Origin of the sequence: Providencia sp. PROV202 (assembly GCF_028479565.1) — a bacterium.
GTDB classification, from domain to species: domain Bacteria; phylum Pseudomonadota; class Gammaproteobacteria; order Enterobacterales; family Enterobacteriaceae; genus Providencia; species Providencia zhijiangensis.
The window spans coordinates 140,393-154,411 of the sequence record NZ_JAMPNV010000010.1 but is presented as its reverse complement, the minus strand read 5'-3'; the positions used below and the strand labels follow the sequence as shown (position 1 = coordinate 154,411).

Sequence of the window (14,019 nt, the reverse complement as noted above, 5' to 3'; positions counted from 1 at the left end):
GTAATTATTTCACACCTCGAAATTAATCATTTTTTAGCCACTCACTGATTGAATGGCGAAATACCTACTAAAAGCGTTGTGTGAAGTTTAAGCTAAATAAATGATAATTTGGTTGATACCAAACAAAGTAGAAAACCAAATGAATCGTTGATAATCTAAATTATACGCATGCTCAGCATATTTCATCTACAATAGGCTGTGTCATCATAAAAAACTTAAAATCACTGAGGAAATATTATGTTCCAGCAAGAAGTTACAATTACAGCACCTAACGGTTTACATACTCGTCCTGCGGCTCAATTCGTTAAAGAAGCAAAAGCATTTACTTCAGATATTACTCTGAGTTCAGGCGGCAAATCAGCTAGCGCAAAAAGCCTGTTCAAACTACAAACATTAGGTTTAACCCAAGGCACCGTAGTCACCATTTCTGCTGAAGGTGAAGATGAGCAACAAGCAGTTGAATTTTTAGTTAAACTGATGGGCGAATTAGAATAAATCTTCACTTTGCCATCTTGTTTTAACGTAATAATTCCCTGTCCCTGAATAAATTATTCGGGGACACCTGCTTAATCACTTATATCTACTGTTGTCTCTGCAACATCAAATCTCCTATCAGTAGTAAGGTAATATTATGATTTCAGGAATTTTAGTATCCCCAGGTTTTGCTTTTGGTCAGGCTCTCATCCTCAAAGAAGATCCTATTGTTGTCAGCACCCGTAAAATCACTGACGAGCAAGTTGATAAAGAGATCCAAAACTTCATTGATGGACGTAACAAATCAGCTGAGCAGCTTAGCCTTATCAAAGATAAAGCAGAAAAAAATCTTGGTGCGGAAAAAGCTGAGATTTTTGAAGGTCATATCATGCTGCTGGAAGATGAAGAATTAGAGCAAGAAATTGTCTCACTCATCAAAGGCGATAAAAAAACCGCAGACGCGGCGGTCTATTCTGTGATTGAAGACCAAGCACAAGCATTAGAAGCATTAGATGACGAATACCTGAAAGAGCGTGCCGCTGACGTACGCGACATTGGTAAACGTCTACTCAGAAATATTCTTAATATGCCGATTGTGGATTTAAGCGCAATCACCGAAGAAGTTATTTTAGTCGCCCCTGATTTGACTCCATCCGAAACCGCTCAGTTAAACTTAGACAAAGTATTAGGTTTTATCACTGACCTCGGTGGTCGTACTTCCCATACCTCTATCATGGCTCGTTCACTGGAAATTCCTGCGATTGTCGGTACCACCGATGCGACCAGCAAAGTGAAAAGCGGTGATTTTATTGTATTAGATGGCGTGAACAACACCATTTACCTCAATCCATCTGAAAGCGAAATTGATAAGCTAAAAGCTTGCAGAAATGAGTACCAGCAAGAAAAAGAAGAGCTAGCAAAATTAAAAGATTTACCCGCAATGACTTTAGACGGTCATCAAGTTGAAGTCTGTGCAAACATCGGTACTGTCCGTGATGTCGCGGGTGCTGAACGTAATGGCGCAGAAGGCGTAGGTCTATACCGCACTGAATTCTTATTTATGGACAGAGACGCTCTGCCAACAGAAGAAGAGCAATTCCAAGCGTATAAAGCGGTAGCAGAAGCTATGGGCAGCCAAGCCGTGATTGTACGTACAATGGATATTGGTGGCGATAAAGACTTACCATACATGAACTTACCTAAGGAAGAGAACCCATTCCTTGGCTGGCGTGCAATTCGTATTTGTCTTGACCGCAAAGAAATTCTACACTCTCAATTAAGAGCTATTTTAAGGGCGTCTAAATTTGGTAAACTGCGTATCATGTTCCCGATGGTTATTTCTGTCGAAGAAGTTCGAGAACTGAAAGCAGAACTTGAGATGCTTAAAGAGCAGCTACGAGAAGAAGGCAAAGCCTTTGATGAAGCGATTGAAGTCGGTATTATGGTGGAAACGCCAGCTGCAGCAGTCATTGCACATCATTTGGCGAAGGAAGTTGATTTCTTTAGTATTGGGACGAATGATCTCACTCAATACACTTTAGCGGTTGACCGTGGTAATGAGCTGATTTCACACCTTTATAATCCGATGTCTCCAGCCGTCTTGAACTTGATTAAACAAGTGATTGACGCTTCTCACGCAGAAGGAAAATGGACGGGTATGTGTGGTGAATTAGCAGGTGATGAACGTGCGACCTTATTGCTGTTAGGCATGGGGCTGGACGAATTTAGTATGAGCGCAATCTCAATTCCTCGTATCAAAAAGCTAATTCGTAATGCGAATTTTGCGGATACTCAAGCGCTAGCGGAACAAGCACTTGCTCAACCAACAGCCGATGAATTGATGAAACTTGTCGATACCTTTATCCAAGAAAAAACGTTATGCTAACAGCAGCACATTAGTTCGGTCCCATATAAAACGATTAGGAGAAGGTCCATGGGTCTGTTTGACAAACTGAAATCACTAGTTTCGGAAGACAAAAGTAGCAGTGGCAATATTGAAATCATCGCGCCATTATCAGGCGAGATAGTCAATATTGAAGATGTACCAGACGTTGTGTTCGCAGAAAAAATTGTTGGTGACGGTATTGCTATCAAGCCTTCTGGCAACAAAATTGTGGCTCCGGTTGATGGTACAATCGGTAAAATTTTTGAAACTAACCATGCGTTTTCTATTGAATCTGATGATGGTATCGAACTGTTTGTTCACTTCGGTATTGATACTGTTGAACTCAAAGGCGAAGGCTTTAAACGTATCGCAGAAGAAGGTCAATCTGTGAAAAAAGGCGACGTTGTCATTGAGTTTGACTTAGCCCTGTTAGAAGAAAAAGCAAAATCAGTTCTGACTCCAGTTGTTATTTCAAACATGGACGAGATCAAAGAGCTGAATAAATTAAGCGGTACCGTGACTGTTGGTGAAACAGTCATTATGCGTATTAAGAAATAATTGCGCTAAACCTTAAGCTAAACCTTAAAAAACCGCTTAATAACAAACCACCAGCGACATTTTTGCCCTGGTGGTTTTTTGTTAGGTTCACTTTCCTAAACGGTTACTTATCAAAAACGCCTGTCGACAGATAGCGGTCACCACGGTCACAAATAATCGCCACAATTACCGCATTAGGGTTCTCTTTGGCCACACGCAGCGCACCTGCAACTGCACCGCCTGAACTCACACCACAAAAAATACCTTCACGTTTTGCTAAGGCGCGCATCGTGTCTTCGGCTTCTTGCTGATTAATATCGAGCACAGTATCCACCAATTTGCTGTCAAAAATCCCCGGTAAATATTCAGGAGACCAACGACGAATACCCGGAATTTGGCTCTTTTCAGCGGGTTGTAAGCCCACAATTTCCACATCTTGTGATTGGCTCTTTAAGTAACGACTCACGCCAGTGATGGTACCTGTAGTGCCCATACTGGAAACAAAATGGGTAATTCGACCTGCGGTTTGTTGCCAGATCTCGGGTCCTGTGGTTTTAAAATGGGCTAACGGGTTATCAGGGTTATTAAATTGATCTAAAACTTTCCCTTCACCTCGGTTTGCCATCTCTTGAGCTAAGTCCCTCGCCCCTTCCATTCCTACCGTCGTGCTCACTAAAATAAGTTCGGCACCATACGCTTGCATTGATGCTTTACGCTCTTGGCTCATGTTGTCCGGCATTAACAGCTTCAGTTTGTAGCCTTTCACCGCAGCAATCATCGCTAACGCGATCCCTGTATTGCCACTGGTTGCTTCAATAAGCGTATCTCCCGGTTTGATCTCCCCACGTTTTTCCGCTTCGTTGATCATCGAAAATGCCGCTCTATCTTTTACTGAGCCGGCAGGATTATTTCCTTCAAGTTTTACCCAGATTTCCGCCTCTAGACCTTCCGTTAGCCGTTGCAAGCGAACCAACGGCGTATGACCAATAAACTGTTCCAACGTTGACACTGTGTTTTTCCTTATAATAATTTTTTTATTGATTGATAATATAATTAACAATTAATTCTAAAATCAATCATCCCTTATTAATCTACGCGCTTTTAGCGAGAGAGGGGAAAAATAATGGGTCTTTACCCTGATAAATTTGTGTTTGTTGGCTGCCAAGATAGTAATTTTCTCCCCTTGTAGGAACAGTACGCGCATCCTGCCATACCACGGACAAGGTTTCCTCACCCCAACCTAAAGGTTGCACCGTTAATTGCCAAAAGTGCCCTCGGGGACCTGATTCAATGATCCTTACTGGCAATTGGTGTTGCTCATCGCTTTCTTTCTGCAAGCGAATATCCCAAGGGCGAATAAATACATCAACCTCCCCTTGCTGAGCACTAACCTGCGCGAGTGGGAAGGTAAAATTCGCTATCTGCAACTGTGAACCGCGGATCTGTCCAGGAATTTTGTTAACCTCCCCCATGAATTCAAGCACAAAACGGGTTTCCGGTGATTGCCAAATTTCATTAGGGGTACCAACTTGTTCGATATGCCCTTGGCTCATCACGACAATGCGATCTGCGACTTCCATCGCTTCCTCTTGGTCGTGAGTCACAAAGACACTGGTAAATTTCAACTCTTCATGAAGTTGACGCAACCAACGACGTAACTCAATACGAACCTGTGCATCTAGCGCGCCAAACGGTTCGTCTAACAGCAAAATTTGTGGCTCTACCGCTAACGCTCTCGCCAATGCTACCCGCTGTTTTTGCCCCCCAGAAAGCTGAGAAGGAAAACGCTCAGCCAAATGGGCTAATTGCACCATCTCAAGCAGCTCCATCGCTTTTTGCTTAATCACCGCTTTTGAGGGTCGCTGTTTTCGAGGTAAGACGGTCAAACCAAATGCCACATTCTCAAACACCGTCATATGGCGAAATAGCGCATAATGCTGGAACACGAAACCAACATGCCTATCTTTTGCATGTACTTGGCTCACATCTTGACCATGGAAACGTAACGAACCGTGGCTTTGCTGCTCTAGCCCCGCAATGATACGCAACAAGGTAGTTTTCCCAGAGCCAGATGGCCCCAATAATGCCACCATTTCCCCTGAGCCGATATCCAATGAGATATTGTTCAGCACTGACGTTTTACCAAACAATTTGCCAACATGATTAATTTCAATACTCATAATTAATGGACTCCTGACTCAGTTTGCTGTCGGCTTAAATGCCATTGCAAAGCACTTTTCACAATCAAGGTAATAATCGCTAATAACGCTAAGATAGCCGCAGCCGTGAACGCGCCTACCGTATTGTAATCTTGATGAAGCAACTCAACTTGCAGAGGCAATGTGTAAGTTTCACCACGAATAGCGCCAGATACTACAGACACCGCGCCAAACTCACCAATCGCACGCGCATTGGTTAATACCACACCATAAAGCAACGCCCAGCGAATATTAGGCAGAGTGACTCGCCAAAACATTTTCCAACCCGATGCACCCAATAATGTTGCAGCTTCGTCCTCTTGGCTTCCCTGACTTAACATCAATGGCACGAGTTCTCTGACGACAAATGGGCATGTCACAAAAATAGTCACTAACGCCATGCCCGGCCATGAAAACATCACCTGAATATCAAAGCCTTCTAACCACCCGCCAAACCAGCTGTTCGAACCGTAAAAGAGTAAATAGAGTAACCCCGCCACGACAGGTGAAACCGCAAAAGGAATATCAACTAAGGTCAATAACAGTTGGCGCCCCGGAAACTGAAAACGCGTCACCAGCCATGCCAGCATCACGCCAAAAACCAAGTTAACAGGTACTGTGATCAAGGCGATAAGAATTGTTAACCCGATAGCATGGAGCATATCTGGGTTACTTAAGTTGACGAGGACTTCACCCAACCCCTTCTCAAATGCGGTAATAAAAATCCAGATAATTGGCACAACCAGCAGCAATACTGAGAAAAATAGCCCAATTCCAATAAGCGCCCATTTTCCCCAATTGATATTTCTGCGTTGAGTGACTGGAAATGATGTGACTTGTCCCATTAATGCCCTCCTAAGCGTTTACCAAAGCGGCTTTGGATCACATTCACTGTGAATAAAAGAAGCAATGACACCGCCAAAATTACCGATGCAATCGCACTGGCGGCAGGATAATCAAACTGCTGCAATTGGCTGAAAATCATTAAGGAGACCACCTCTGTTTGCCACGCAATGTTTCCGGCGATAAAAATAATCGCCCCAAATTCACCAAGACTGCGTGTAAAAGATAAAACGGTTCCTGCAATTAGCGCAGGAGAAACTTCAGGTAACACAACGCGGCGGAACGTTTGCCAGCGTGTTGCGCCTAGCGTTTGTGCCGCTTCTTCGTATTCAGGTCCTAACTCCTCCAGTACAGGCTGAACCGTTCTGACCACAAACGGAATGCTGGTAAAGGCCATCGCGACGGCGATACCTAACCATGTATTCACCACTTTGATATCGAACTGATGCAGATACTGCCCATACCAGCCTGATGTGGCAAATAAGGTCGCGAGTGTCAGTCCCGCTACCGCGGTAGGAAGTGCGAAAGGTAAATCCACCAACCCATCTAAGAACAAACGTCCAGGAAAGCGATAGCGCGTTAAAATCCATGCCAGCAACATGCCAAAAACCGCATTAAACAGGCTTGCGACCAGAGCCGCCAATAAGGTCACTTTATAGGCGGCAACCACTTGAGGGTAACTGATCACAGCCCAATACTGCTGCCATGTCATATCGGAAAGCTGCACCACGAGAGCGCTTAAAGGCAATAGCAAAATCAAACAGACGAAAAACAAGCTGCTGCCTAACGTCAGTCCGAAACCGGGTAAAAACCGCTTTCCTGATTTACGCATTAACGACGACCTTGTTCCATAAGTTGATCAAATTCCCCTCCCGTCGAAAAGTGGTTATTCATCACATTGTTCCAATTGCCAAATTGTGATTCCACTGTAAATAGCTGAGTTGACGGGAATTTGCTTTTATTCGCTTCCATTACCTGCTTGTCATTCACACGGTAATTAAAGCGAGTAATCATATTTTGCGCCTCTGGGGTGTAGAGGTAATTCAAGTAGGCTTTTGCCGCTTTTTCTGTGCCATTTTTTTGCACATTTTTGTCAATCCACGCGACTGGGAATTCCGCCAAAATATCGATTGGAGGCACGATCACTTCGTAGTCTGATTCGCCATATTGGCTACGGATGTTATTCACTTCAGACTCAAAGCTAATTAAAACATCCCCTAACCCTCGCTCGATAAATGAGGTTGTTGCACCACGACCGCCCGTATCAAACACTTCAACGTTTTTCAGGAATTGCTGCATTTTCTCGCGCGTTTTGGGACTATCTTTCCCATTTTCTTGGTTAAACGCTCCCCATGCTGCTAGATAAGTGTAGCGACCATTTCCCGACGTTTTGGGGTTTGGGAATACCAGTTTCACATCACTACGTGCGAGGTCATCCCACGTTTTAATGCCTTTCGGATTGCCCTTACGAACTAAAAACGCCATTGTCGAATAATAAGGTGAGCTGTTATTCGGCAAACGCGCTTGCCAATCCGCCGGGATTAATTGCCCTTTATCATGAAGAATTTGCACATCGGTCACTTGGTTAAACGTCACCACATCTGCTTTTAGCCCTTGTAAAATGGCCAGTGCTTGCTTCGATGAGCCTGCGTGAGACTGCTTGATGGTCAGTGGATCATTAGGATTTTCCTGTGCCCACTGTTTTTCAAATTCAGGGTTTAATGCCGCAAATAGCTCTCTTGAAATATCATAGGAACTATTCAGTAATTCCGTCGCGGATAAGGATGCGCTACTCATTAACGAGAACATCGCCAAGCTCGCTAAACCTGTATTTTTTAAAATTGATTTTTTCATATGATCCCTACTTGTGACTAAACCCAAACATAATCTAAAAAACAATGTATATGTTTTGGTTATAACTTTGTAGTTATCAATCATCTTTTGATATATCAAGTTGGAATAACAAAGAGGTTATAGCAATAAGCTAAAAAATCTGATGGAAATTGAAGAGGTTAATGTAATGAGTAAAGCTCATAGAGATCCTGTGGTAAAATTTCGAGAACAAATACTACCACTTGCTAAGCGTAAATTTTGGTTATTCATTGATGTTGATATGGATAAATATGATGGCCGTGCAGAAAGGATTAATATCACGCTACCTCATCGCTTACTACATCGTATTGATACGCTAGTTAAAGCCAATCCTGAGTATGGAAGCCGTAGTGGATTCATTGCTGACGCAGCACGTAAAGAATGACAGAAAGCCGATCAATAAATACTTTCAAGCTGCCGCTATCCGCGACAGCTTGAATTATTGCGATAAGATTATAGGGATAATAATCTTTCAATGGATGGCGCATAGTAATAACTGCCAGAAACGGCTTTAGTCATGCGCAGCAGATCATCGTATTTACCGTCAGTTTCACCAAACATGCTCAGTAATTGCTGTTCAATATTATGGAGAGTTGCGCAGTAGGCAATAAAGAATAAACCGTGTTTACCGCTTGCCGTACCGTATGGCAAGCTATGGCGCATAACAGAGAGTTCTTCCCCCTCTTCTTCAATCACTACGCGAGAAACGTGAGAAGTTTTATTACGTGCATCTTCGTCTAATTCAACGCTATCGTGTTTAGTACGACCAATCATTTTCTCTTGTTCATGTTCAGAGAAACGAGACCATTTTTTCAGGTCATGCTCATAGCGCTGTACCATGACATAGCTACCACCAATATCATCGCCTTGATTAATCAACGTCACTTCAGCAATTTCTTCGCCTTGAGGGTTTTCTGTACCATCAATGAAACCGCTTAAATCCCTATCTTCAACCCAACGGAAACCATGTATTTCTTCAACCACTTCAATAGATGAGCCAAATGCTTTTAGCGCGGCTTGCGCCAGAGAAAAGTTAATGTCATGACGTAATGACTGAATATGAATAAACATATCGCGCTGAGTTGCTGGCGCTAGCCCTTTGCCGAGCGTACGAAATGGCTTTAATTCCGGTGAAACGCCAGAGTGTCCGAGCTTCTTCCAAACGTCTGAACCAAATGCAATCACGGCACCAAGACGATCATCAGGGAATTTTGCTTGTAGTTTGGTTAATTCATCAACAAAAATCTTGCACCCTGATTTCACCTCTTCGAGTGATCCGGTCACCATGGCTTCAATAAAAATACCAAAACGACTATGTTCCTTCAAAATACCACTTTGGGAATGAGACATGCATAAACCCCTTAGAATGAATAAATTACACAAACCTATACTTTAAATTAGTTTATCGCATTAATAATGATTTTCACCTTGTTTTAACGCAAGAGTTAGCCAGTCTAGGAAATATTAGAAGGATCTAACGAGAGAAGAGAATAGATAGGAATATTATCAGTAGATTAGAACCGTAAGATATTGCATATTAAATCGAATAACTTACGGCCTTTCGTTCAAAATCTTAGCTAAGTAACTTATTTATGCCAAATAATTTGCGACACTTTCCATGTTTTCAACACTTCATCCGCAGGCATTAAATTCTCTGGACCTTGCCATTTCCCGCTAAATTTATAAACCACTTTGCTACTTTGCGGTGCAACACACAGTACCGTCGGCACATTATCAACCGCTTCCCCTAAGGAGCATGAGCCGTAAGCCTTCTGGTAAATGTCTCCAAACTCAGTACCAATTTGGGTATCCCATTCAGTGAGCATATCAGGATCATTCACGACAATACGAGATACAGTGCCTTTTTCAGGACCAAAGACTTCGACTTCAACGTCTAAATCTTTCATAGCTTGAAACACAGAAACCATTTCACCATTTTCAAGCTGCATACCACCACGTACTGCATAGCGGTCATCCAGTTGATTGTTAATCACATCACGATCCATTGGGGTCAAACTTGTAATTGCCCCCACGCCCGCTTCTGAAATCATCAGAGGGCTATGAAACCATGTGGATGGTGAGAATAGGCTTTTACCAGCACAACCCGATAGCATCACCGCGCCACCGAGTAGAGAAACTTTAAATAAGGTTACGAATACGTTTTGGGACATATCATCCTCTTTAGCGGGTCATATAATGCATACTAAGACCGTCCATTTCATAAAAGATTCACGCTATTTGCTAAACCTTCAAGAAAATAATCACTGGCAGTTTAGAAATCCACTTCGTGAGTCAATCTTTTCGAATAGATCAAACGCTCAGCTTGCTCTTCTTCATATAACATTTTTTCAAACATGCAGATTGCCGAATCAGACTCTTCTCTGACCAACAATTCAATGCTACCACAACCACGGGCTATCAATTTTTTCTCTAAACGACTCACTAACGCATTAGCAATACCGCGCCCGCGAAATTCAGGATGAACAGCTAAATACACAGCGGTACCACGAATTCCATCGTAGCCCCCCATAATGGTTCCGACCACTTCACCCGATACCTCGGCTACAAGGAAAAGATCGGCGCCGCATTGTAGTTTACGCTCAATATCTAATTCAGGATCACCTGAAATTTCATTCAATTGGCAACGTTCCCACAATGTAAGCACTTCTTCATAATCATTTTGGCGAAATATGCGTATTTCCATCATCTTGTCCGTTTGAGCTAAACTGTCTGCCATTATCACTGCTTTTGATACACAATCAATAATCAATATGCCTTTTTTACCTCAACGGGGTATACTTTACCCAATTTATTTCTCCCGACGGTTTTATTAAAAAACAATGAATTACCCAGACATTGATCGCGTAAAAGCCTATTTGCAAAGCTTGCAAGATACCATCTGCCAAAAAATCACAGAATTAGATGGCAAAGAAACCTTCCTTGAACAAACTTGGGAACGCACTGAAGGTGGTGGTGGACGCAGCCGAGTCTTAACCCAAGGCGCACTTTTTGAACAAGCCGGCGTGAATTTTTCACATATTAAAGGTGAAAAAATGCCCGCTTCAGCGACAGCACATCGCCCGGAATTAGCAGGACGTAGCTACCAAGCCATGGGCGTTTCATTAGTTATCCACCCTCTCAACCCTTATATACCGACTACACATGCCAATGTGCGCTTTTTCATTGCTGAAAAAGAAGGTGCCGATCCTGTATGGTGGTTTGGTGGTGGGTTCGACTTAACCCCTTATTATGGATTTGAAGAGGATGCACTCCATTGGCATACCGTCGCCAATGAACTTTGCACCCCTTATGGAACAGAGGTTTACCCTAAATTCAAACAGTGGTGTGATGACTATTTCTTCTTAAAACATCGCAATGAGCCTCGCGGTATCGGCGGATTATTTTACGATGACCTCAACCAATGGGACTTTGAGTCTTGCTTTGCATTCACCCAGGATGTCGGCAATGGCTTTTTACAAGCCTATGTACCAATTGTCGAAAAACGTCGAGAGATCCCATGGGGTGAGCGTGAACGCCAATTCCAGCTTTATCGTCGTGGACGCTATGTGGAATTTAACCTTGTTTGGGATAGAGGCACACTATTTGGCTTGCAAAGTGGTGGGCGCACAGAGTCCATCTTGATGTCTATGCCGCCATTAGTACGTTGGGAATATGATTATCACCCAGAAGCGGGTAGCCCAGAAGCTAAGCTGTATACCGATTTTTTGATCACCGGTAAAGATTGGCTCACACACAATAAATAATACAAACTTTTGTAATTAATCAGATTTCTATCTGCTGATTTTCATAATAAAAATTAGCAGATATTGATTTAATTACTTAATTATCATATAGTTACAATAAAATCACAACCGTTTATGATTCCATTTCGTCAAACAAAATGGAGTTATAAATGAATCAGATACTTGGTCGTTCACTATTATCACCTAGCTTAATCTCTCACTTCTATCAAGAAAGCCAATGCAATGATTTGAAATCAACCCTATTTCATATCAATGACATTATGAGCCGCACTTACACTGAAGAAGATGCGAGCTATCAACGTCAATTATTGGCTAGCGCTTGTAATATCACTGGTGGTACCTACAACCGAGTGATCCGTGATGCCCAACAACGTGTAGAAAACTACACTCACAACCACTCCAGCTTACCGATTTGCCGTCGCGAAGAAATGCCAGCTGATGAGCATATGGCACATAATGATTTCGCCGTTATTATGCGAGAAGAGGATAAGGTGGCGCCGACTGAACCGGCACATCGCGTGTTCGCAGCTATTGGACTGATCCGTTCATTCCTCAAGGAGAAACTCAATATTGACCAAATGTTTGGTTGTGATGCTGATATCAATGCGGTTATCCATTATGACAAAAACTACTCCAATGCATTTTGGAATTCTCAAGCTATTTTCTTTGGGGATGGTGATGGAACTGTTTTTGGCCCGTTCTACAACGATATTGACATAATCGCCCATGAACTTGCTCATGGATACATTGGTTCACAAGCTGATTTTGACTATGTCTATCAATCTGGTGCGTTAAATGAATCGGTGGCTGACGTTTTAGGCATCATGGTCAAACAATATGTTCTAAAACAAACTGCGACACAATCTAACTGGTTGCTGGGTGAGAATTTGTTCATTGATAAGAGAAAGGGTCCGGCATTACGCTCAATGAAAGAACCTGGTACCGCTTACTATTTCACTAAATCAAATAATGACCCACAAGTGGGACATATGGACCAATATCGCGATTTACCTCGCTATGTTGATAATGGCGGTGTGCATATTAACTCAGGTATTCCAAACAAAGCCTTCTATTTACTGGCAACAAAATTAGGTGGTTATTCGTGGGAAATAGCAGGGAAAATCTGGGTTGCAGCGGTATCGGATCCAAGCGTCTCGAATACTGCGACATTTATTGAATTTGCTCAAGCAACAATTCATTCAGCGAAAAACCTGTTTGGTGATCAAATTGAATTGGCAACACGCCAAAGCTGGCTAGATGTTGGGCTACAAGTTCAATAAAAATGAAGTGTAATTTGTGATTTTCACACCATTGTCGGCCCACAGAGAGGCTGACTTTTATCTAAACCGTTGATCTAAAATCATAATAAAAAAGGCCAAGTACACACGAGTTTTTGGTAACTCATCCTCAGCCTTTTCTCACTTCAATATCTTTTATTTCGTCATTTACCCAATTAACGTTTTTTCTTTTTACGTCCTGGCTGGGTAAATTTCTTTTTCGGCGGTTCCGCATTTGCTTTCGGCTTTTGGCTACCCGCGCCTTGTTTTCCCGTTGTTTTCCCGCTACCGCTACGTGCTTGAGGTTTCGCCGCTTTTTTAGGTTTAACATCGGACTCTGATTTTTCAATCAAATTAAACAGCTCGATAAGCTCATCATCGGTTAAGTCGCGCCACTCACCCACAGGAATACCAGTGAGCCTCACATTCATGATCCGCACGCGTTCTAATTTCGTGACTTCGTAACCAAAATGTTCAGTCATACGACGAATTTGGCGGTTTAAACCTTGAACCAGTGTGATGCGGAAAACAAACGGCGCTTCTTTTTTGACTTTACATTTCTTCGTCATGGTACCGAGAATTGGCACTCCCGCACCCATGCCACGAATGAATTCATCGGTCACTGGTTTATTGACTGTGACGATATACTCTTTTTCGTGATCATTACCTGCACGTAAGATTTTATTCACTAAGTCGCCGTGGTTCGTCAGGAAGATCAAACCTTGAGAATCTTTATCTAAGCGGCCAATCGGGAAGATGCGGGTACTATGGTTGACATAATCCACAATGTTGTCTTTTTCGCCGCTTTCGGTGGTGCTAACAATCCCAACAGGTTTGTTCAACGCTATCAAGACTAAATCTTCTTCGTTGCGTGGCTCAATTAACTGTCCATTGACCTTCACCACGTCTCCAGCAGAAACTTGGTCGCCAATGCCTGCGCGTTTACCGTTAATGAACACATTACCTTGCTCGATATAACGATCAGCCTCACGTCTAGAGCAGATACCGCTCTCGCTAATGTATTTATTCAGGCGTGTGGTTGAATTGATTTCCATGGTTTTCCTCAGTCATTAAAACAACTTAAATTTTAGGGCTGTGGCGAGCTAACAAATAATAGTAAAAAGCCGTAACAACCTAAACGGGTTACGGCTTTAGTCTGTTTATCGCGC

At 42.7% G+C, this 14,019-nt stretch carries 14 protein-coding genes and 1 pseudogene; 6 read left to right on the top strand and 9 right to left on the bottom strand.

Annotated elements, in window-relative coordinates; genetic code table 11:
- Positions 1 to 237: 237 nt before the first annotated feature.
- The 3 genes from ptsH (at position 238) to crr (ending at position 2,917) form a co-directional block, all read left to right on the top strand.
- Entirely contained in the window at positions 238 to 495 is a 258-nt protein-coding gene (gene ptsH / locus PR799_RS07000; protein WP_006658608.1) for a phosphocarrier protein Hpr, read from the top strand.
- Between the two features lie 136 nt (positions 496 to 631).
- Positions 632 to 2,359 carry a phosphoenolpyruvate-protein phosphotransferase PtsI gene (gene ptsI / locus PR799_RS06995; RefSeq protein WP_154628947.1) on the top strand — a complete coding sequence of 576 codons (1,728 nt, stop codon included), beginning with the start codon at positions 632 to 634 and terminating at the stop codon, positions 2,357 to 2,359.
- Between the two features lie 48 nt (positions 2,360 to 2,407).
- A complete protein-coding gene (gene crr, locus PR799_RS06990; protein WP_006658610.1) occupies positions 2,408 to 2,917 on the top strand; it encodes a PTS glucose transporter subunit IIA in 510 nt (169 codons plus the stop codon).
- A gap of 103 nt (positions 2,918 to 3,020) precedes the next feature.
- Here crr and cysM read toward each other — a convergent pair whose 3' ends face one another.
- The 5 genes from cysM to cysP form a co-directional block, all read right to left on the bottom strand.
- Complete coding sequence (gene cysM / locus PR799_RS06985; RefSeq protein ID WP_272521570.1) at positions 3,021 to 3,905, bottom strand: cysteine synthase CysM; 885 nt, start codon at positions 3,903 to 3,905, stop codon at positions 3,021 to 3,023.
- A gap of 82 nt (positions 3,906 to 3,987) precedes the next feature.
- Positions 3,988 to 5,076, bottom strand: coding sequence for a sulfate/thiosulfate ABC transporter ATP-binding protein CysA (cysA, locus tag PR799_RS06980; RefSeq protein WP_154628949.1), 1,089 nt, complete (start codon positions 5,074 to 5,076; stop codon positions 3,988 to 3,990).
- 2 nt (positions 5,077 to 5,078) lie between these two features.
- Entirely contained in the window at positions 5,079 to 5,939 is an 861-nt protein-coding gene (gene cysW, locus PR799_RS06975) for a sulfate/thiosulfate ABC transporter permease CysW (protein ID WP_154628950.1), read from the bottom strand.
- Complete coding sequence (gene cysT, locus PR799_RS06970; RefSeq protein ID WP_036949525.1) at positions 5,939 to 6,769, bottom strand: sulfate/thiosulfate ABC transporter permease CysT; 831 nt, start codon at positions 6,767 to 6,769, stop codon at positions 5,939 to 5,941. Before cysT ends, cysW begins: the two co-directional genes overlap by 1 nt.
- Positions 6,769 to 7,791 (bottom strand): thiosulfate ABC transporter substrate-binding protein CysP, encoded by a 1,023-nt coding sequence (gene cysP, locus PR799_RS06965; protein WP_154628951.1) that lies wholly within the window; start codon positions 7,789 to 7,791, stop codon positions 6,769 to 6,771. Before cysP ends, cysT begins: the two co-directional genes overlap by 1 nt.
- Before the next feature lie 238 nt (positions 7,792 to 8,029).
- Here cysP and PR799_RS06960 point away from each other — a divergent pair.
- Positions 8,030 to 8,194: pseudogene (locus tag PR799_RS06960) on the top strand (type II toxin-antitoxin system HicB family antitoxin); the annotation flags it as partial.
- A gap of 68 nt (positions 8,195 to 8,262) precedes the next feature.
- On the opposite strand, the gene PR799_RS06955 reads toward PR799_RS06960, so the two are convergent.
- From PR799_RS06955 to PR799_RS06945, 3 genes are all read right to left on the bottom strand, one after another.
- Entirely contained in the window at positions 8,263 to 9,159 is an 897-nt protein-coding gene (locus PR799_RS06955) for a Dyp-type peroxidase (RefSeq protein WP_154628952.1), read from the bottom strand.
- A 236-nt stretch (positions 9,160 to 9,395) separates the two neighbouring features.
- Entirely contained in the window at positions 9,396 to 9,980 is a 585-nt protein-coding gene (locus PR799_RS06950; RefSeq protein WP_154628953.1) for an RpoE-regulated lipoprotein, read from the bottom strand.
- A gap of 101 nt (positions 9,981 to 10,081) precedes the next feature.
- Positions 10,082 to 10,513: a GNAT family acetyltransferase gene (locus tag PR799_RS06945; protein ID WP_154629019.1), complete on the bottom strand. Its 432-nt coding sequence runs from the start codon at positions 10,511 to 10,513 to the stop codon at positions 10,082 to 10,084.
- Between the two features lie 136 nt (positions 10,514 to 10,649).
- Here PR799_RS06945 and hemF point away from each other — a divergent pair, with 136 nt between their 5' ends.
- Entirely contained in the window at positions 10,650 to 11,573 is a 924-nt protein-coding gene (gene hemF, locus PR799_RS06940) for an oxygen-dependent coproporphyrinogen oxidase (protein ID WP_272521569.1), read from the top strand.
- Positions 11,574 to 11,722: 149 nt separating this feature from the next.
- The gene (locus tag PR799_RS06935) at positions 11,723 to 12,853 is read left to right on the top strand and encodes a M4 family metallopeptidase (RefSeq protein WP_154628955.1); all 1,131 of its coding nucleotides are present in this window, start codon (positions 11,723 to 11,725) and stop codon (positions 12,851 to 12,853) included.
- A 173-nt stretch (positions 12,854 to 13,026) separates the two neighbouring features.
- Here PR799_RS06935 and rluF read toward each other — a convergent pair whose 3' ends face one another.
- A complete protein-coding gene (gene rluF / locus PR799_RS06930) occupies positions 13,027 to 13,905 on the bottom strand; it encodes a 23S rRNA pseudouridine(2604) synthase RluF (protein WP_154602681.1) in 879 nt (292 codons plus the stop codon).
- Positions 13,906 to 14,019: the final 114 nt, after the last annotated feature.

Excerpts from the sequence above, each read along its gene's own strand:
- cysW (WP_154628950.1), bottom strand. The coding sequence starts at position 5,939 with ATGGGACAAGTCACATCATTTCCAGTCACTCAACGCAGAAATATCAAT.
- cysA (WP_154628949.1), bottom strand. The coding sequence starts at position 5,076 with ATGAGTATTGAAATTAATCATGTTGGCAAATTGTTTGGTAAAACGTCA.
- PR799_RS06950 (WP_154628953.1), bottom strand. The coding sequence starts at position 9,980 with ATGTCCCAAAACGTATTCGTAACCTTATTTAAAGTTTCTCTACTCGGT.
- ptsI (WP_154628947.1), top strand. The coding sequence starts at position 632 with ATGATTTCAGGAATTTTAGTATCCCCAGGTTTTGCTTTTGGTCAGGCT.
- crr (WP_006658610.1), top strand. The coding sequence starts at position 2,408 with ATGGGTCTGTTTGACAAACTGAAATCACTAGTTTCGGAAGACAAAAGT.
- PR799_RS06945 (WP_154629019.1), bottom strand. The coding sequence starts at position 10,513 with ATGGAAATACGCATATTTCGCCAAAATGATTATGAAGAAGTGCTTACA.
- rluF (WP_154602681.1), bottom strand. The coding sequence starts at position 13,905 with ATGGAAATCAATTCAACCACACGCCTGAATAAATACATTAGCGAGAGC.
- PR799_RS06955 (WP_154628952.1), bottom strand. The coding sequence starts at position 9,159 with ATGTCTCATTCCCAAAGTGGTATTTTGAAGGAACATAGTCGTTTTGGT.
- ptsH (WP_006658608.1), top strand. The coding sequence starts at position 238 with ATGTTCCAGCAAGAAGTTACAATTACAGCACCTAACGGTTTACATACT.
- cysP (WP_154628951.1), bottom strand. The coding sequence starts at position 7,791 with ATGAAAAAATCAATTTTAAAAAATACAGGTTTAGCGAGCTTGGCGATG.
- cysT (WP_036949525.1), bottom strand. The coding sequence starts at position 6,769 with ATGCGTAAATCAGGAAAGCGGTTTTTACCCGGTTTCGGACTGACGTTA.
- hemF (WP_272521569.1), top strand. The coding sequence starts at position 10,650 with ATGAATTACCCAGACATTGATCGCGTAAAAGCCTATTTGCAAAGCTTG.
- PR799_RS06935 (WP_154628955.1), top strand. The coding sequence starts at position 11,723 with ATGAATCAGATACTTGGTCGTTCACTATTATCACCTAGCTTAATCTCT.